Annotated in this window: 24 protein-coding genes; all 24 read left to right on the forward strand. The window is 30.0% G+C overall.

The window, feature by feature from the left end; genetic code table 11:
* The first annotated feature begins 45 nt into the window (after positions 1 to 45).
* The 24 genes from F0310_RS02290 to rplX all read left to right on the forward strand — a co-directional run bounded on the left by F0310_RS02290 (position 46) and on the right by rplX (position 17,351).
* The gene (locus F0310_RS02290) at positions 46 to 555 is read left to right on the forward strand and encodes a nucleoside-diphosphate kinase (RefSeq protein WP_182117343.1); all 510 of its coding nucleotides are present in this window, start codon (positions 46 to 48) and stop codon (positions 553 to 555) included.
* A gap of 471 nt (positions 556 to 1,026) precedes the next feature.
* Positions 1,027 to 1,554 carry a hypothetical protein gene (locus F0310_RS02295; RefSeq protein ID WP_182117344.1) on the forward strand — a complete coding sequence of 176 codons (528 nt, stop codon included), beginning with the start codon at positions 1,027 to 1,029 and terminating at the stop codon, positions 1,552 to 1,554.
* Complete coding sequence (locus F0310_RS02300) at positions 1,551 to 2,240, forward strand: hypothetical protein (protein ID WP_182117345.1); 690 nt, start codon at positions 1,551 to 1,553, stop codon at positions 2,238 to 2,240. Before F0310_RS02295 ends, F0310_RS02300 begins: the two co-directional genes overlap by 4 nt.
* Positions 2,218 to 3,009: an LPS export ABC transporter ATP-binding protein gene (gene lptB, locus F0310_RS02305; protein WP_182117346.1), complete on the forward strand. Its 792-nt coding sequence runs from the start codon at positions 2,218 to 2,220 to the stop codon at positions 3,007 to 3,009. The genes F0310_RS02300 and lptB overlap by 23 nt, the downstream gene beginning before the upstream one ends.
* Positions 3,006 to 3,695, forward strand: a complete 690-nt coding sequence (gene pgeF / locus F0310_RS02310; RefSeq protein WP_182117347.1) for a peptidoglycan editing factor PgeF — start codon at positions 3,006 to 3,008, stop codon at positions 3,693 to 3,695. Before lptB ends, pgeF begins: the two co-directional genes overlap by 4 nt.
* A gap of 2 nt (positions 3,696 to 3,697) precedes the next feature.
* Positions 3,698 to 4,444, forward strand: coding sequence for a Nif3-like dinuclear metal center hexameric protein (locus F0310_RS02315; RefSeq protein ID WP_182117348.1), 747 nt, complete (start codon positions 3,698 to 3,700; stop codon positions 4,442 to 4,444).
* Between the two features lie 9 nt (positions 4,445 to 4,453).
* Positions 4,454 to 4,960, forward strand: a complete 507-nt coding sequence (gene lspA, locus F0310_RS02320; RefSeq protein WP_182117349.1) for a signal peptidase II — start codon at positions 4,454 to 4,456, stop codon at positions 4,958 to 4,960.
* A gap of 245 nt (positions 4,961 to 5,205) precedes the next feature.
* Positions 5,206 to 6,027 carry a YmdB family metallophosphoesterase gene (locus F0310_RS02325; protein ID WP_182117350.1) on the forward strand — a complete coding sequence of 274 codons (822 nt, stop codon included), beginning with the start codon at positions 5,206 to 5,208 and terminating at the stop codon, positions 6,025 to 6,027.
* Between the two features lie 35 nt (positions 6,028 to 6,062).
* Entirely contained in the window at positions 6,063 to 7,346 is a 1,284-nt protein-coding gene (murA, locus tag F0310_RS02330) for a UDP-N-acetylglucosamine 1-carboxyvinyltransferase (RefSeq protein WP_182117351.1), read from the forward strand.
* A gap of 29 nt (positions 7,347 to 7,375) precedes the next feature.
* Positions 7,376 to 8,725: an MATE family efflux transporter gene (locus F0310_RS02335; protein WP_232535940.1), complete on the forward strand. Its 1,350-nt coding sequence runs from the start codon at positions 7,376 to 7,378 to the stop codon at positions 8,723 to 8,725.
* Positions 8,726 to 10,207: 1,482 nt separating this feature from the next.
* Positions 10,208 to 11,392, forward strand: a complete 1,185-nt coding sequence (tuf, locus tag F0310_RS02340; RefSeq protein WP_182117353.1) for an elongation factor Tu — start codon at positions 10,208 to 10,210, stop codon at positions 11,390 to 11,392.
* Positions 11,393 to 11,447: 55 nt separating this feature from the next.
* Complete coding sequence (rpsJ, locus tag F0310_RS02345; RefSeq protein WP_120104268.1) at positions 11,448 to 11,756, forward strand: 30S ribosomal protein S10; 309 nt, start codon at positions 11,448 to 11,450, stop codon at positions 11,754 to 11,756.
* A 38-nt stretch (positions 11,757 to 11,794) separates the two neighbouring features.
* Complete coding sequence (gene rplC, locus F0310_RS02350; protein ID WP_182117354.1) at positions 11,795 to 12,424, forward strand: 50S ribosomal protein L3; 630 nt, start codon at positions 11,795 to 11,797, stop codon at positions 12,422 to 12,424.
* Position 12,425: 1 nt separating this feature from the next.
* Positions 12,426 to 13,055 carry a 50S ribosomal protein L4 gene (rplD, locus tag F0310_RS02355; protein WP_182117355.1) on the forward strand — a complete coding sequence of 210 codons (630 nt, stop codon included), beginning with the start codon at positions 12,426 to 12,428 and terminating at the stop codon, positions 13,053 to 13,055.
* A gap of 21 nt (positions 13,056 to 13,076) precedes the next feature.
* On the forward strand, positions 13,077 to 13,373 hold the full coding sequence (gene rplW, locus F0310_RS02360; protein WP_182117356.1) for a 50S ribosomal protein L23: 297 nt from the start codon (positions 13,077 to 13,079) through the stop codon (positions 13,371 to 13,373).
* 21 nt (positions 13,374 to 13,394) lie between these two features.
* Positions 13,395 to 14,228 (forward strand): 50S ribosomal protein L2, encoded by an 834-nt coding sequence (gene rplB, locus F0310_RS02365; RefSeq protein ID WP_182117357.1) that lies wholly within the window; start codon positions 13,395 to 13,397, stop codon positions 14,226 to 14,228.
* A gap of 9 nt (positions 14,229 to 14,237) precedes the next feature.
* A complete protein-coding gene (gene rpsS / locus F0310_RS02370; protein WP_182117358.1) occupies positions 14,238 to 14,516 on the forward strand; it encodes a 30S ribosomal protein S19 in 279 nt (92 codons plus the stop codon).
* Between the two features lie 5 nt (positions 14,517 to 14,521).
* Positions 14,522 to 14,884, forward strand: coding sequence for a 50S ribosomal protein L22 (gene rplV / locus F0310_RS02375; protein ID WP_182117359.1), 363 nt, complete (start codon positions 14,522 to 14,524; stop codon positions 14,882 to 14,884).
* 3 nt (positions 14,885 to 14,887) lie between these two features.
* Positions 14,888 to 15,757 carry a 30S ribosomal protein S3 gene (rpsC, locus tag F0310_RS02380; protein WP_182117360.1) on the forward strand — a complete coding sequence of 290 codons (870 nt, stop codon included), beginning with the start codon at positions 14,888 to 14,890 and terminating at the stop codon, positions 15,755 to 15,757.
* Positions 15,758 to 16,174, forward strand: a complete 417-nt coding sequence (rplP, locus tag F0310_RS02385) for a 50S ribosomal protein L16 (protein WP_182117361.1) — start codon at positions 15,758 to 15,760, stop codon at positions 16,172 to 16,174. It begins immediately after the preceding gene.
* A gap of 4 nt (positions 16,175 to 16,178) precedes the next feature.
* Positions 16,179 to 16,379 (forward strand): 50S ribosomal protein L29, encoded by a 201-nt coding sequence (gene rpmC, locus F0310_RS02390; RefSeq protein WP_182117362.1) that lies wholly within the window; start codon positions 16,179 to 16,181, stop codon positions 16,377 to 16,379.
* A 4-nt stretch (positions 16,380 to 16,383) separates the two neighbouring features.
* Positions 16,384 to 16,638, forward strand: coding sequence for a 30S ribosomal protein S17 (rpsQ, locus tag F0310_RS02395; RefSeq protein ID WP_182117363.1), 255 nt, complete (start codon positions 16,384 to 16,386; stop codon positions 16,636 to 16,638).
* A gap of 28 nt (positions 16,639 to 16,666) precedes the next feature.
* Positions 16,667 to 17,035: a 50S ribosomal protein L14 gene (gene rplN / locus F0310_RS02400; protein ID WP_182117364.1), complete on the forward strand. Its 369-nt coding sequence runs from the start codon at positions 16,667 to 16,669 to the stop codon at positions 17,033 to 17,035.
* 10 nt (positions 17,036 to 17,045) lie between these two features.
* Positions 17,046 to 17,351, forward strand: a complete 306-nt coding sequence (rplX, locus tag F0310_RS02405; RefSeq protein WP_182117365.1) for a 50S ribosomal protein L24 — start codon at positions 17,046 to 17,048, stop codon at positions 17,349 to 17,351.
* The last annotated feature ends 1 nt before the right edge of the window (position 17,352 follow it).

Here is a 17,352-nt window from a genome sequence, read left to right on the forward strand (position 1 = left end):
AATTTATAATTAACTTTATTTGTATTCCAAAAGTAAGGAGGATTTGTGTCTGTTTTAATACAAAAAACTCTATGCATTATTAAGCCTGATGGTGTTAGAAGAGGCTTAATTGGTAATGTAATTGCTAGATTTGAAAGAGCGGGATTAAAAATTGTAGCTACCAAAATAGTTTTAGTTGACAGAAAAACAGCTGAAAAACATTATTTATACAATGATATTGCTATAAGACACGGAGAAATTGTTTGGAAATCTTTAATTAATTTTATAATGAGTTCTCCAGTTTTTGCGTTTGTGATTGAAGGTATTGAATCTATTGAGGTTGTTAGAAAACTCTGTGGTTCTACAGAACCAAAAACAGCGTCTCCTGGTACAATAAGGGGAGATTTTTCTTATCATAGCTTTAAATATGCAAATGAAAAAAAGTTTTCAATTTATAATATCATTCATTCTTCTGCTAATGTTGCAGATGCTCTTCGTGAGATTCCCATTTGGTTTAAAGAAAATGAAATTGTAACTTATAAAAGGGATGATGAACTTGAGCATTATTATTATTAATTTTAATTTGCAGTTTTTGGTAATGAGAATATTAAGCTAAATCGGTAATAAGATGATATTTATATTTTTAATAATGTTGAATTACTCATAAAAATAGATAAGCTTTTGATTTTAAACTTTTAATCTGTATAGATTTTTTAGTTCAAAAATTATATAAAATTTGTTAATAATGAAAATTATATTAATAATATTTAAGAGGTAAAAAGTATAATATAGGTTTTATTGATAAGGCACTTTAGAAATATTTACTGATTATTGATTGTATTTATGGATATAATAAGAATTTATTTTAAGTTAATTACAAATTTAAAAGAAACTTTGATAATTTGAAAGTTAATGATTTTTTTAGATTTAATGATGTAAAATATAATTACTTAAATTGTTTAATAAGGGTTGTTTCAAGATTTTAATATTTGTTCTTTTAATTAAAAAGCCTAGAGAAAGCTTTGTAAGTTTATGCAATGTGTTTATATGAAAAGATTTACTTTCTTTATGTTTTCGCTGCTTTTAAGTTGTACTTTTGATTATAATGAATATTCTGGTAGGTCAGAAGCTGCTAAAGAAACTCCTTCAATACAAATATTGGGAATTAGCTATCATAATATTGTAAGAGGAAAGAAACAAACCGTATTAGAATCTTTAAGTTTTAATTATTTTCATGATTACAAGATTTATACAATAGAAAATGGACGATTTTTATATCATTTATTGGATAATAAGATTTCAGGTAAATTTAATAAGTTAGAGGGTTCTCATGTTACCAAAAATTTAGATATGAAAGATTCTGTTGAATTAAAAATAGAAGATATGAATAATTATTACTTGATTAATACCAATAGACTTTTATGGAGAGATAATAGCAAGGAGCTGTTTTCACCTCCAAATGAGATAGTATTAGTTAGATTTGATGATAGTAATATAATTGGCAAAAGTTTTTCATATTTTTTAAATCAAAATCATTTTTATTTTTATTCTGGTATTGAAGGGTTTTTAAGATGAAATTTTTCATTATTTTCTTAATTTTTATTTCTTTCTTTAATAGTTATGGGCAAGATAAAAATAAGCTTAAGTATGCTAAAAAAGAAAAAAAATCACAAAATAAAAATGATTTTACTTTTAAAGCAGATTTTTCCCAGGGGATTATGTCTTCTCTTTATAGGAGAGTTGTTTTGAAGGGAAATCCTGAGGTGACTTCATCTGATTTTAAACTTAGGGCTGATGAGATTGAGATTTATGGTGAGGGTAGTTCTTATATTGAGGCTCGTGGAAATGTTTATTATGAAGATTATAAAAATAAAATGAATGTTAAATCACAATTTTTATTCTTTAATAGGAAATTGGATAATTTTTATCTTCAAAAAAGTGTTGAACTTGAAGATTTAGAAAATGAACTTGTTGTTAAGGCCGAGAGGATAGAGGGAGGCCATAAATCAAACACTTATGTTATGCAGTATTCTGTTAAAATATATAAAGGTGAAACTTTTGCAAGAGCTGAGAATGGTATTTATAACAAAGAAGAAAAAGAAATTATTCTTGAGGGTGTTCCAGTTATTTATCAAGATGATAATTATTATTCTGCTGCAAGGATAATTTTTAATATAGAAACTAATAAATATAATCTTGAGGGGAGTGTTGAAGGTAAATTTACTCAGATAGAAGAAGATGTTTCTAAGGAAAAAAAATAGAATAAAATCAATAAAAGAGAGGCTTGATGTTGGCTATGTTAATGATATTGTTCTTAAGGCAGATAATATTGTTAAGAAATATGGAGAAAAAATAGCTGTTAATGGTGTTACTATTGATGTTCATAGAGGTGAAGTTGTAGGTCTTCTTGGTCCAAACGGCGCTGGAAAAACTACTACTTTTTATACTATTGTAGGGTTTATTAAATCTGATAGTGGTTGCGTCTTAATAAATGATTATGATGTTTCTGGTCTTAATATGTATGAGCGAGCAAGAATAGGTATTGTATATCTACCACAAGAACCTTCTATTTTCAGAGAGCTTACAGTTGAAGATAATATTTTAGTTGCTCTTGAAAGAAGAGAAGATTTATCTCAAGCGGAACGTAAAATAAAGCTTGTAAATCTTCTTAAAGAATTTGAAATAAAAAGAATACAGCATCAAAAGGCATATACTCTTTCTGGTGGTGAGAGAAGGAGAACAGAGATAGCTAGAGCTTTAGCAGTTAATCCGTATTTTTTATTACTTGATGAACCTTTTGCAGGTATTGATCCTATTGCTATAGGAGATATAAAAAATATAATAAAAATTTTGAAGAGCAAAAATATTGGTGTTTTAATTACTGATCATAATGTGAGAGATGCTTTTGATATAATAGATAGAGCTTATATTATTTATCAAGGACAGGTACTTGATGAAGGTAATGTTTCCTATATTATAAATAGTGAAAAAGCTAAAAAGCTTTATCTTGGTGAAGGGTTTAGATTATGAGAGTAGTTGAAAGAGAATTTTATTATGAATTTGAATTAGATCCTAGGTTTAAGTTAGTCTACACCAAAAAACCTTTTAATTTGAGTATTAAGGATATTAACAATGATAACCTAGATTTTATTCCGAAGAGCAAAAAAATAAAATATTTGAAACAGTTGCATACAAATATTATTCATGAAGTCTATGATGATTTTGTCAATTTTCAGGAAGGAGATGGTCTTGTTTCTTCTTCTTATAATGTTGCTCTTCTTGCTTACTATGCAGATTGTCTTCCAATATATTGTTTTGACAGTTTAAAAAACTATATTGGACTTATTCACAGTGGATATAGGGGTAGTTTCAAGCTTATTATTTTAAAAATGTTACTTATGTTTGAAAATATGGGCTCAAACTTCCAAGATTTGAGAATTGTATTTGGACCTTATAATAGGGTATGCTGTTATGAGATTTCTTCGGAATTTTTAGAGGAAGCAAAATTAAAATTTAGTAAGAAATTATTAAATATATCTTTTTGTAATAGAGATGATAAAATATATTTTGATAATTTTAGTTTTAATTTAAGCTTAATTTCTAGTTTTAATTTAGATATTAAAGATTCGGGTCTTTGTACGCATTGTGATCATAATCTTTATTCTTATAGAAGACTTAGAGGTAATAGAAGTTATGCTGCAATTTGGAGAGTTTAGATTTGAATGTTAGGGATTTATCATCTAAGTTAGATGAGTTATTTAAGATAGAAAATTTTGAGAATATTGACAAAGGCCTTAATGGCCTTCAAGTAGGAAATTTGGAGTCCAAGGTTAGGAATATTGCTTTTGCTGTCGATGCGAGTATGATGACTTTAAAGGAAGCTAAGGGTTATGATTTTTTGGTGACTCATCATGGTATTTTTTGGTCGAAATCTGAAAGAATTGTTTCTGTGATGTATAAAAAGGTTAAGTATCTTATCGATAACAAAATAGCTCTTTATTCTCTTCATTTACCTATGGATGCGCATCCTGTTTATTCTCATAGCAAGGTTTTTTCTGACTTTCTTGGTTTTAGGGATCCTATCCCTTTTGCGAACTATAAGGGAGTTAATTTAGGCATTATTTCTATTTCTAGTCTTAATTTTTCTGAGATCCTTAATAAGATTAAGGAAAGAAATAAACACATTCTTTACTATAAAGAATTTAAAGAACATGTTTGTAAGGTAGCTATTGTTAGTGGTTCTGGATATTCTTTTTTTGAAGAAGCTTTACAATATGATGTTGATCTATTCATAACAGGGGATACTTCTCATCAAATTTATTCTTTAGCTGAAGAGTATGGTGTGAATTTAATATTTGCAGGACATTATTTTACTGAAACATTTGGTTTGATAAAATTAATGGATTATTTTAGGGCTTGTGAAGAATTACAAATTAAGTTTATTAGTAAAGACACTAATTTATAAGGATTTTTTATGAATATAAATAAAATCAAAATGATTAATAATTTTATATTTATTTCTATTTTAGTTTTTTTTGATCAATTATCTAAGTATTTAATTGTTAAATATGTCAAGCTTTATTCTGAATATTTATCTATTTTTGGAGATTTTTTAAAAATAACACATGTTAGGAATACTGGAGCCTTATTTTCAATAGGTTCTAATATTGATAATAATTTAAAAAATTTATTTTTTCTTGTAATTCCTATTGTTGTTTTATTTTTTGTTTTTTGTTTTTCTTTAAAAGAAGATAATAAAATAATTAGAATTTCATTTTTATTGATTTTGTCTGGCGGTATTGGGAATATTATTGATAGATTGTTTAGACCTTTAGGCGTTGTAGATTTCTTGGATATAAAATTTTTTGGCATTTTGGGACTTCAGAGATGGCCAACTTTTAACTTTGCAGACAGTTATGTTGTTGTAGGAATAGGTTTATTTGCAATTTATGATTTGTTTATAAAGAATAGAAAGCATTAATTTATGAAAATTTTATATTTTATTTTGTGTTCATTGACTAACTTATCTTTAATGCTTTTAGTTTTTTTTCTAGAATTTTTTTTTGTTGCTAAATTTAATATTATTATTTCTCCTTTTCTCCAGTTTATTTTGGTTTTGCTTATGATAATTATTTCAATTGTCATAAGCTATTTTTTATCAAATATTATTGCAAAAAGTATTATTTCTAAATTTTTCAATTTAGATAAATAAAAAGAGAGGTTTTAGTGGCTTTGCGAGTTTTGATTGCTGGGGAAATTGTAGGCAAACCTGGCATTGTTGTTACGAAAGAGTTTTTGTCTACTTTTAAAAAGAATAGAAAAATAGATTTTGTTGTATCTGGTAATAATTTTACTACAGGATTTAGGGGCCTAAACAAAAGACATGTTTTTTTGCTAAAAAAGTATGGTGTTGATGTCTTAACTTTAGGAGAAAATGCGTTTTCAAGAACTGTATTAAGTGATGAACTTGATAAATATAACTTTATTTTAAAGCCTCTAAATTGTGCTGCTAGAATAAAGGGTTATTCTTATTTTATTTATAATGTTAATGGTAGTAAGGTTGCCGTAATTAGACTTGTTGGGCAGACTGGGATTACGAAATATAACTTTAATAGTCCTTTTTTTTCTTTTGATTATGTTTACGAGAAAATAAAGTTGCATACCAATAATATAATTGTGCTTTTTGATTCAAATACTACAGCTGAGACTAATTCTATGTTTTTTTATTTGAAATCTAGAGTTAGTGTTTGTTTTGGTATTGGCAGAAGAGTATTGACAGCTGATCTTAGAATTTTAGATAATACTGCAGTTATTACTGATCTTGGTAGAGTTGGCAGTTTAAATAGTGTCATTGGATATGTTCCTGAATTTGAGATAGATAAATTTTTAAAAGGATTTTTGTATAACCGATTTTCTGAATCTTGGGAAGGACTTGGATTTAATGGTGCTATAGTTGAAATTGATGATAATGGAAAAGCTATTTTAGTAGAGACTGTAAGAGAATATGTAAATTTTAAAGGTAAACCAAAGAATGAAAATGATATTTAAATTATTGATACTTGGGTAAGACTGGAGGCAAAATAATGTATAGCTATATTGTAGAGGGTGGTTTTAAAATAGGTGGTAGGATAACAGCTAGTGGCAATAAGAATGCAGCTTTACCTTGTATTGTAGCTGCATTACTTACAGATGAAGAGGTTATTTTAGAAAATATTCCAAATATTAAAGATGTAGAAGTTATTTTAGATATTTTAAAGGATGTAGGTGCTCAAGTCTTAAGAAACGGAAGTATTGTTAGAATTAAAGTTTTAAATATTACTAAAACGGAAATGAATTCTTCTTTAACAGATTTAATTAGGGCTTCTATTTTGTTTGTTGGACCTCTTCTTGCTAGATGTGGAAAGATTGATATTGCTCCTCCTGGCGGAGATGTTATTGGAAAGAGAAGACTCGATACTCATTTTTATGGACTTAAGAAACTTGGTGCTAAGTTAATAGATAATGACAAGAGGATTATTTTAGAAGCAGACAAATTAATTGGAACTGAAATGTTTTTAGATGAAGCATCAGTTACTGCCACTGAGAATATTATTATGGCTGCTGTTTTTGCTTTTGGTGAAACCGTGATAATGAATGCTGCTTGTGAACCACATGTGCAAGATTTGTGTAAGATGTTAATTACTATGGGGGCTGATATTTCTGGAGTTGGTTCTAATGTTATTAAAATAAAAGGTGTTAAAAAAATAAGAGGAACTAGATTTCGAATAGGGGCTGACTTTATGCAAGTAGGTTCCTTAATTAGCTTGTCTGCATTAACAGGAGGAGAGCTTGAAATTAATAGAGCTGACACTAAACATTTTATTTTAATAAGGCATGTGTATTCAAAACTTGGGATTGATTTTGAATATGATGAAGATAGTATATATGTAAAGAAAAATCAAGATTTAAAGGTAAAGCTAGATTATGGAGGATATATTCCTAAAATTGATGATGGTCCATGGCCTGCTTTCCCTACAGATCTTATGAGTATAGTTATAGTTACTGCGACTCAAGTTCAGGGAACAGTTCTTATTTTTGAAAAAATGTTTGAATCAAGAATGTTTTTTGTAGATAAACTTATAAAAATGGGTGCTCAAATTGTTCTTTGCGATCCTCATCGAGTTGTAGTTACAGGAAAAACAATTCTTAAGGGAAGTGTTCTATCTTCTCCTGATGTTAGGGCAGGTATGTCCTTGCTTATTGCTGCTCTTTGTGCCAAAGGAAAAAGCCAGATTCAAAATGTTTATCAGATTGAGAGGGGATATGAAGAAGTTGTTGATAAACTTAGCTCTTTAGGAGCAAAAATTAAAAGAATTATCGATAAATAAAATTTTTATTCTATTAAAGGAGAATGTTTTTGATAAGAAAGAAAGATAAAATAAGAGAACTTGTTATTAATGGAAATATATATAAAGTAATTTTTGTTGTTGGTTTACCCTTAGTTATTACTAATATTATTCAAATTTTTTATGAACTTACAGATATGTTTTATGTAGGAAAACTTGGTACTTTATATGTAAGCGCGCTTTCTCTTATTTGGCCTATAAATTTTTTTATTGTATCTTTAGGCATGGGCATGGGCATAGGCAGTATATCTTTAATAGCTAGGAATTTTGGCGAGGGTAATTATAAGAAAACAGCTAGATATTCAGGCCAGTTGTTGATATTAAGCTTTTTTCTTTCTATGTTAGTCGTAGTATTAGCATTCATTTTTATTGATCCTATTTTAGATTATATTGGTGCTACGGGAGATCTTAAAAATCATGCAAGGGAGTATTTTTCTGTAGCTATCTATGGGATTCCTGTTATGTTTTTAAGTATGTCTATTATGTTTGTATTAAATGCAATAGGATCCACAGTTATTTCAATGATGATGATTTTAATTGCAAATATTATTAATTTCATTCTTGATCCTATTTTAATATTTACTTTTAATTTAGGTATTGCTGGTGCTGCTTGGGCTACTCTTTTCTCAAAATTAATTACTATTGTAAGTTATCTTATTATGGCCTTTTGTTTTAATAAATGTTTAAAAATTTATATTAAAGATTTAATTCCTAATCTTAATTATTTATTTCAGATACTCAAATGTGGTATACCTGCATCTTTAAGTCAGGCTATGGTATCTTTTTCTTTTATCATTTTTAACTCATTTATTGTAACAATTGGGACTGATTTTTTGGCTGCTTATGGTATTTCTAATATGATAGATACTTTTTTGTTTTTGCCTGCAATGGCTTTTAGTTCTGCTTTAGCATCGATAATTGGACAAAATCTTGGAATCAATAAGGTAAAAAGGGCTATAGAGACTTTACATAAGGGATTTTTTGTTATAAGTTTGATTTCTATTTCGACTACATTAATTTTGATTATTAATAGAAATTTTTTAATATCTCTTTTTACCAGTAATCAAACAGTTTTAGAATATGCAAATTATTATTTATTTTTTGTTGCCATTGGTAGTATTGGATTTTCTTTTCAACTTGCACTGCAGAGTGCTTTAATCGGGTCTGGTTTAACTAATATAGTGATGATCGTTACTTTTACTAGAGTATGGCTTGTAGCAATGCCCATTATGTTAATAATTAAATATTTTGGTGTACTTTTTGAATATATTTGGATTTTTGCTATGATTCCAAGTTATATTGGATTCTTCATTATGCTTGCTATTTTACTTAGTGGTTCTTGGAAGCAGAAAAAAATTTAAATGGCCCAAAGTAAAACTAAGCTTGGAAAGTTAATATTAAGAGGGAATTTATGTGAATTGTTTTTGGCTACTAATTTTTTTGTTCTGATAACTATTATTATTTAAGCTTTTTGTTTACTTGCAATATATGTTTTATATAGGAAAGTTATTTGAATTTCTTTTTTATCTCTATATCTTACGGGTTCTTCTACTAGTTTTCTTATTATGATTTTCCCTAAGGGGGGGGGGTGAAAAAGCATATCGTTAATATCTAAATCTATTTATGAATAGACATTTTTTAAGTTTTAAAAATTGTTAGATAGTTGTTATGCCTTAATTTTATACTGTATTTTTTGTTAAAATTTTTATTTTTCTATTTGTAGAGCTTATTCTATTATTTAATATCTTTTAAAAAAATCTTAAGTAACTTTTTATGCCTTATTTTTATGTGAAAATTTATGGCAATACCTATAATTTTAAATATTTTGAATTTTGATAACATATATGTATTAAATCCCAAAGGTGGTGCACACATGCACTATCATTTTAATGATGACATTTTTAGCTACAAATATTACTAGTTTTATTCTTGATCTTAATTTTAATATTTGCTCTTAATTTAGATATTGTCGGTATTTTTTAGATTACTCTTTTTTAAAATTAGTAGTAGGATTTTCTTGTTTGTTTTTAACCTATAGATTATTAAATCTTAGATTTAAGACAAAAACAAAAGGATACTAGTAAGATTATCTTTTAATGATAGACATTTTAATTTATTCTTTGCAAATTGCTTTTGCGCAGATTATTGCTTTTCTTTCTTTTTTGTTTTTGATTATCTTTTAATTTAAATTATTCAAAATTTTTAGATTATTATGAATTTACAAATGATATTACTACTTTTTTTGAGTAAAATTTTAGAAAAAATAATTTTGTGTGGTAAAAAATAATTTAAGGAAAAGATCTTATGTCTTTAGTAGTATTATTCTATTATTCAAAGTTAGTGAATTATAATCTATTTTAGAGGATGCATTATAATCTTTTTAAGATGATTTAGAGGTTTTGAATTTATTCTAATAATTATTTATTTTTAGAATAAGTTTAGGCTATTGGAATGGGTTGCGGTAAGTTTTGAGGAAGGGAGAGGGGAGAGTGGCAGTGTAAAATGTAAAAATTTTTACATAACCATTTTTTATCTATTTTTGTTTTTCTTTTTTCTAATAATCTTTAAGTAGGGCTTGTGTTTAAAATAAAACAATAAATCTATTGACTATATATTAAATAATGTGTAGACTATCTAAGTTGTTAAGGATTCTTTTAGAAAAACACGAAAGTCGGGTCAATTTCTAAGAAAAGATATTCTTTTTAATGTATGCTATGGTAGTTCTATTTATCTTGTAATTATTGTATATTGTTTATATTGTTAAAAATAAGGTGGAATTCTTAAGATAAGAATTTTTTAAATAATTAAGTAAAGATTTGGAGTATAAATTTAGGAGGTGATTCATGGCTAAAGAAGTTTTTCAGAGAACAAAACCGCATATGAATGTTGGTACAATAGGGCATGTTGACCACGGGAAGACAACGCTAACTGCTGCTATTAGCATTTATTGTTCAAAGGTAAATAAAGATGCTAAGGCGCTTAAATATGAAGATATTGATAATGCGCCTGAGGAGAAAGCAAGAGGAATAACAATTAATGCTAGACATATTGAATATGAGACTGCAATTCGACATTATGCCCATGTTGATTGTCCTGGGCATGCTGACTATATTAAAAATATGATTACTGGTGCAGCTCAAATGGATGCTGCTGTCTTATTGGTTGCTGCTGACAGTGGAGCAGAACCACAGACTAAAGAGCATTTACTTCTTGCACAGAGAATGGGAATAAAGAAAATAATAGTATTTTTGAATAAATTAGATTTAGCAGATCCTGAACTTGTTGAGCTTGTTGAAGTTGAAGTTTTGGAACTTGTTGAAAAATATGGATTTGCTGGTGATACGCCAATAATAAAGGGGTCGGCCTTTGGAGCTATGTCAAATCCTGATGATCCTGAGTCTACTAAGTGTATAAAAGAGCTTCTGGATTCTATGGATACTTATTTTGATCTTCCTGAAAGAGATATTGATAAGCCATTTTTACTTGCTATTGAGGATGTTTTTTCTATTTCTGGACGTGGTACTGTTGCTACTGGTCGTATTGAGAGAGGCCTTATTAAGGTTGGACAAGAAGTGGAAATTGTTGGAATTAGAGACACTAGGAAAACAACTGTTACTGGGGTTGAAATGTTCCAAAAAATTCTTGAGCAAGGACAAGCGGGGGATAATGTTGGGCTTTTGCTTAGAGGTGTTGATAAGAAAGACATTGAAAGAGGACAGGTTATTGCTGCTATTGGAACAATTACTCCTCATAAAAAGTTTAAGGCTTCTATATATTGTTTAACTAAGGAAGAAGGCGGAAGACATAAACCATTTTTCCCAGGATATAGGCCACAATTCTTTTTTAGAACAACAGATGTTACAGGTATGGTAACTTTAGAGGATAAGGAAATGGTTATGCCTGGAGATAACGTTGATATTGTTGTTGAACTTATCTCTTCAATAGCTATGGATAAGAATGTTGAGTTTGCTGTTAGAGAAGGCGGTAGAACTGTTGCTTCCGGGCGTATTCTTGAAATATTGGAATAGTGTTTGGGGGCAAGGGTAGTTTTATTTCCCACCCCCCAAAGTTTAGGAGAGTAAATTGATTGCTAAAGATAAAATAAGGGTGAGGCTTTTTAGTTTTGATGTTAAGATATTGGATCAGAGTGCTGAGTCTATTGTTAGAGCTGTTCAAAAATCTAAAGCTCAAATAAAAGGTCCTATTCCTTTACCCACAAAGATAAAAAAATATACTGTTTTGCGTTCTCCTCATGTTAATAAAAAATCAAGAGAACAATTTGAAATGAGAACTCATAAGAGGCTTATTGATATTTTAGATCCTACTTCTGCTTTGATGGATTCTTTGATGAAATTAGAGCTTCCAGCGGGAGTGGAAGTGGATATCAAGTAGAGGACAAGATTTTAAGTATATTAATTTGAGGTGTTTTAATGTTGGGATTGATTGGAAAAAAAGTAGGTATGACTCAAATATTTCAGGAAAATGGGGTTGTGGTGCCTGTTACGGTGATACAATTTGAATCCAATTATGTTATAGGGAAAAAGACAGTAAAGAGGGATGGATATGATGCTCTTATAATGGGTTCTGTTGATCTTAAAAATTTTAAGGTTTTAAAACCTGTAAGAGGTCAATATAAAAACTTAGAAAACATTGTACCTAAGAAGTATGTTATAGAATTTAGAGATCTCAAGGGTTATGATGCTGGTGATGAAATTAAGATTGATGTTTTTAAAGAAATTAAGTATGTGGATGTTACTGGTACTACTAAAGGTAAAGGATTTCAGGGAGCTATGAAGAGGCATAATTTCAGTGGTGGTCCTTCTTCTCATGGGTCTAAATTTCATAGACATCTTGGTGGCACTGGGCAGGCTACTACACCTGCTAGAACTTTTAAGGGCACTAAAATGGCTGGCAGGATGGGAGGAGAACAGCAGACTATTCAAAATCTTGAAGTCATTTTGATTGATGTGGAAAGAAGAGCTCTTTTAGTAAAGGGAGCTGTACCGGGATTTAAGGGTTCTTTTGTTATTGTTAAAAAAGCAAGAAAAGTGAGTGTTTAATATGGAAATGAAAGTTTTTTCTCAGGATGGACAAGAACTTCGATCTATAGAATTGGAAGATAGGGTTTTTAATATAGATATTAGCTATGGATCTATATATAATGCTATTAAAAACGAATTAGCTAATCTTAGAGTTGGAACAGCTTCAACTAAAACTAGAGCTGAGGTTAGAGGCAGTTCTAAGAAACCTTGGAAACAAAAGGGAATGGGGCGTGCTAGAGTTGGAACTAAGAGAAATCCAATCTGGGTTGGTGGAGGAATAGCTTTAGGTCCAAAACCAAGAGATTATAGTTATAGATTACCAAAAAAGGTGAAGAGACTTGCTTTTAGGTCTGTTCTTAGTCTGCATGCATCTGTAAAAGATAATTTTAGAGTTATTGAAAATTTTACTATTGAGTCAGGAAAGACAAAGGAACTTGCTTTAATAATAAAGAATTTTGCAAGAGATAATGGAAAGACAGTATTTATATTGGGGAATGATGATCAGATGCTTAAGAGGGCGGGAAAGAATATTAGAGATTTAAAAGTTTTGTCTTTTAATAAACTTAGAGTTGTTGATTTGTTTTATGCTAAGAATTTAATAGTCCTTGAATCTGCTATTAAGGGGCTTAATAAGTTTTATGTTAAATAAGATAAATGTTGAGGATGAATTATGGAAGCTTATGATATAATAATCTCACCTATGCTTACTGAGAAAACTAATATTCAGCGAGAGAATATGAATGTTTATGCTTTTAGAGTTAAAAAACAGGCAAATAAAAAAGAGGTTAGTGCTGCTATTAAAGAACTTTTTAATGTTGTTCCAATATCATGTAATGTGATTAATATTAAAAGTAAGAATAAGTTAGTGGTGTCAAGGAAAGGTTATCCTATAGGTAAAGGGAAAACTTCTTCATGGAAAAAAGCATATGTTTATCTTAAAAAAGAAGATAAGATAGATATTTTTTAGTTATTTTGGAGAAAGAAAAATATGGGTATTAAAACTTATAAGCCAAAAACATCTTCTTTGCGATATAAGACAACTTTGTCTTTTAATGATTTAAGTAAGGGCAATAAGCCTTTAAAGTCTTTGACTAAGGGGAAGGCATCTAGAGCTGGAAGGGATTCTTCTGGCAGAATTAGCATTAGGAGAAGAGGTGGTGGCCATAAGAGAAGATATAGGAAGATTGATTTTGGTAGAAGAGATAAGTTTGGCGTGCCTGCTCAAGTTGTTTCTATTGAGTATGATCCTAATAGGAGTTCTAATATAGCTTTACTTGCTTATAGAGACGGAGATAAGAGATATATTATTGCACCTAAAGGAATTAAAGTTGGAGATATTTTAGAAAGTGGTCCGAATGCTCCAATAAGAAGTGGTAATTCTTTTCCTCTTGAAAATATTCCAGTTGGCAAGATGATACATAATATCGAGCTTAATCCTGGAAGAGGAGGACAACTTGTAAGAAGTGCTGGAAGTTATGCTATGTTACTTGCTTCTGATGAAGATTATGTAACTGTTAAACTTCCTTCAGGAGAGATGCGTATGATTTTTAAGAAATGTATGGCAACTCTTGGAGAGGTTGGAAATGAGGATTATATGAATGTTACTGTGGGCAAGGCTGGTAAGAGTAGATGGCTTGGGAAGAGACCTAAGGTAAGAGGTGTTGCGATGAACCCTGTTGATCATCCGCATGGAGGTGGTGAAGGTAAGACTTCTGGAGGACGTCATCCTGTTTCTCCTTGGGGACAACCTACTAAGGGGTATAAAACTCGAAAGAAAAAAAAATACTCAGATAAATTTATAGTTAAGCGAAGAAATAAGTAGGAGATTGTAGTGGCAAGATCTATTAAAAAAGGACCTTTTATAGAAAAAAGTCTTTATCAGAAAGTTTTGGCAGCTTCTGGCAAAGATAAAAGGGTGGTTATTAAAACATATTCTAGAGCTTCAACAATAATACCTGAAATGGTTAGTCTTACTATATCTGTTTACAATGGAAAATCTTTTATTCCTATTTATATTACTGAAGATCTTGTGGGACATAAGCTTGGTGAATTTTCTCCTACAAGGATTTTTAGAGGACATGCTAAATCGGATAAGAAGGGAAGGAAATAGAGGATATGTTTGTGAATAGAAGATATACAGCAAGGGGTAAAAATTTACCATCTTCTCCAAAGAAAGTAAGACCTATAGCTAATAATATAAGAGGTAAGTCTTATATTGAAGCAGTTGCAATGCTTTATTCTATGCCCAATAAAGGTGCTAAGCTTTTGAATAAGGTAGTTAAGTCGGCAGCATCAAACGCTATGTATCACAATAAGAATCTTTCTGAAGATATGATAATTGTGAAGGCAGTTATGGTAGATGATGGAAGTCGACGTAGGAGTATTTGGCCTAGAGCTAGAGGTAGAGCTGACAGACTTATTAATAGAAGTTGTCATATTTTTGTTGAAGTTGATGAAAAGATGAAAAATGGAGAATAAAATATGGGTCAAAAAGTACATCCTTACAGTCTAAGAATAAAGATTAATAAGGATTGGAAGTCGAAATGGTATTTTGATAAAAAGTTGTATCCTGAGATACTTTACGAAGATTTCTTAATAAGACAAGAAACTATGAAGTTTCTTAAGGGGATTAGATTTGATATTTCCAATATAGAGATTATTAGAAATAACCTTCAGGGTGTAACAGTGATAATTTCTACTCCAAGACCTGGTTCTGTTATTGGAGTTAAGGGCGCTAATCTTGAAAAGATAGGGCAGTTATTAGCTAGGAAAATTTCTAAAAAGATTAATATTAAAATAAAAGAGATTAAGAAGCCAGAATTTGATGCCCAAATTATTGCTAATGGAATAGCAAGACAAATTGAGAATAGAGTTTCTTATAGAAAGCTTTTAAAAACTTCAATTTCATCTTCTATTTCAAAAGGTCTTCAGGGTATAAAGATTAAAGTTTCAGGCAGACTTGGTGGCGCTGAAATTGCTAGAACTTTTGAAGTTAAAGAAGGAAGAATACCGTTACATACTCTTAGAGCTAATATAGACTATGGGTTTACTGAGGCACAAACGACTTATGGTGTTATTGGTATTAAGGTTTGGGTGTTTAAAGGTGAGCTTTTAGGTAAAAAAGTTAATTCAGATGCTGGTCAGTTGATAAATAGGAAGATTTTAAGAGAAAAAAATGAAAGCTTTGATAAGAGTAAAATAGTTAATGATAAGAATGTTTCAGATAACAAAAATAGAAAAGCTATAGATGGGGATAAGTTTTTTAAGGAGAAATTAGGAGTTGGATCTGGGTATAAGAATAAATCTTTTTCTAAGAGGGATTCTAGTACCTATGGTCTTAAGGAGAGTTAAATGTTAAGTCCTAAAAAGGTTAAATATAGAAAGAGGCAGAGGGGAAATATTACTGGAGAAGCTCAGAAAGGAAATAAGATATCTTTTGGAGAATATGGGCTTATTTCTCTTGAAACAGATTTTGTTACTTCAAGGCAAATTGAGGCAGCTCGTATTGCTATGACGCGTAGGGTTAAGAGGGGAGGTAAAGTTTGGATAAGAATATTTCCAGATATTCCTTATACTAAGAAGCCGGCTGAGACCAGAATGGGGAAGGGCAAGGGAGGTGTTGATCATTGGAATGCTCCTGTTAAGCTTGGTACTGTTATGTTTGAGATGGCCGGAGTGACTAAAGAACTTGCTGAAGAAGCTATGATGCTTGCTAGTTCTAAGCTTCCGGTTAAAACTATATTTGTTGTAAGAAGAGATTTGAGGTGAGTTTATGTTAAAGAAATTTAAAGATATGTCACTTGATGATATTAGAGCTAAGAAGCTTATTTTAAGGAAAGAATATATGGATTTAAGGTTTAGAGCAGTTGTGGGGCATGTTGAGAATACTTTAAAAAAGAGAGAAGTAAGAAGAGATATTGCAAGACTTAATACAATCATTCATGAATATGAAATAGGAATTAGGAAGGTTTAATTGTATGGCAAGAGAAAATAAGAGAGAATTAATTGGTAAGGTTGTTAGTGATAGAATGAGTAAAACTATTGTTGTTGAAATTGTTCAGAGAAGGATGCATCCTATCTATCATAAATATTTGAAGGTTAGTAGAAGAGTTAAGGCCCATGATGGGAAGGAAGAAGCTAAAGTTGGAGATAAAGTAAGAATTATTGAAGCTAGACCTATTAGTAAAGAGAAGAGATGGATGCTTATTGGAATTTTAGAAAAATCAAAGTAATTTTTATTATTTCATAAAGGAGATTAATATGGTTCAGATGCAGACGTATCTAACGATCGCTGACAATACGGGCGGTAAGATAGCACAATGTATAAAAGTTATAGGTGGAAGCAAAAAGCGATATGCTAGAGTTGGAGATATAATCGTCATTGCTATAAAGCAGGCCATTCCTAATTCTTCCGTTAAGAAAGGAGATGTATATAAGGCTGTGGTTGTTAGAACTTCTAAGGAAATAAGACGTAAGAATGGAACGTATGTTAGATTTGATGATAATGCTTGTGTTATACTTGACGCTAATTTAAATCCAAGAGGCAAAAGGGTTTTTGGTCCTGTTGCGAGGGAATTAAGAGATGCTAATTTTATGAAAGTTGTCTCATTAGCTTCAGAGGTAATATAAGGGGGGTTATATGAAGACAAAATTGAGAGTAGGTGATAATGTAAAAATTCTTTGCGGTAAGGACAGGGGAAAGATTGGTAAGATTATTAGCATAGACAGAAAAAAATTTAAGGTTATTGTTGAAGCCTGTAATATGGTTAAAAAGGTTATTAAAGCAAGAACACCCCAAGAAAAAGGCAAAATAATAGATAAAGAGGCAGCTATAGACATTTCGAATGTAATGCTATATGTAGGGGGAGTAGCTTCTAGGGTAGGAATTAAGTTTAAAGACGATGAAAAAAAGAGATTTCTTAAAGTAAATGGGGAGAATATTTAGA

This window comes from Borrelia sp. A-FGy1, from assembly GCF_014084025.1.
GTDB lineage: Bacteria > Spirochaetota > Spirochaetia > Borreliales > Borreliaceae > Borrelia.

Coding starts and splice junctions, on each gene's coding strand:
- rplV (WP_182117359.1), top strand. CDS start 14,522: ATGTTTGTGAATAGAAGATATACAGCAAGGGGTAAAAATTTACCATCT.
- rplC (WP_182117354.1), top strand. CDS start 11,795: ATGTTGGGATTGATTGGAAAAAAAGTAGGTATGACTCAAATATTTCAG.
- rpsC (WP_182117360.1), top strand. CDS start 14,888: ATGGGTCAAAAAGTACATCCTTACAGTCTAAGAATAAAGATTAATAAG.
- tuf (WP_182117353.1), top strand. CDS start 10,208: ATGGCTAAAGAAGTTTTTCAGAGAACAAAACCGCATATGAATGTTGGT.
- lspA (WP_182117349.1), top strand. CDS start 4,454: ATGAATATAAATAAAATCAAAATGATTAATAATTTTATATTTATTTCT.
- rplD (WP_182117355.1), top strand. CDS start 12,426: ATGGAAATGAAAGTTTTTTCTCAGGATGGACAAGAACTTCGATCTATA.
- rplX (WP_182117365.1), top strand. CDS start 17,046: ATGAAGACAAAATTGAGAGTAGGTGATAATGTAAAAATTCTTTGCGGT.
- rpmC (WP_182117362.1), top strand. CDS start 16,179: ATGTTAAAGAAATTTAAAGATATGTCACTTGATGATATTAGAGCTAAG.
- rpsQ (WP_182117363.1), top strand. CDS start 16,384: ATGGCAAGAGAAAATAAGAGAGAATTAATTGGTAAGGTTGTTAGTGAT.
- rplP (WP_182117361.1), top strand. CDS start 15,758: ATGTTAAGTCCTAAAAAGGTTAAATATAGAAAGAGGCAGAGGGGAAAT.
- rplN (WP_182117364.1), top strand. CDS start 16,667: ATGGTTCAGATGCAGACGTATCTAACGATCGCTGACAATACGGGCGGT.
- pgeF (WP_182117347.1), top strand. CDS start 3,006: ATGAGAGTAGTTGAAAGAGAATTTTATTATGAATTTGAATTAGATCCT.
- rplB (WP_182117357.1), top strand. CDS start 13,395: ATGGGTATTAAAACTTATAAGCCAAAAACATCTTCTTTGCGATATAAG.
- rplW (WP_182117356.1), top strand. CDS start 13,077: ATGGAAGCTTATGATATAATAATCTCACCTATGCTTACTGAGAAAACT.
- lptB (WP_182117346.1), top strand. CDS start 2,218: ATGTTTCTAAGGAAAAAAAATAGAATAAAATCAATAAAAGAGAGGCTT.
- murA (WP_182117351.1), top strand. CDS start 6,063: ATGTATAGCTATATTGTAGAGGGTGGTTTTAAAATAGGTGGTAGGATA.
- F0310_RS02295 (WP_182117344.1), top strand. CDS start 1,027: ATGAAAAGATTTACTTTCTTTATGTTTTCGCTGCTTTTAAGTTGTACT.
- F0310_RS02300 (WP_182117345.1), top strand. CDS start 1,551: ATGAAATTTTTCATTATTTTCTTAATTTTTATTTCTTTCTTTAATAGT.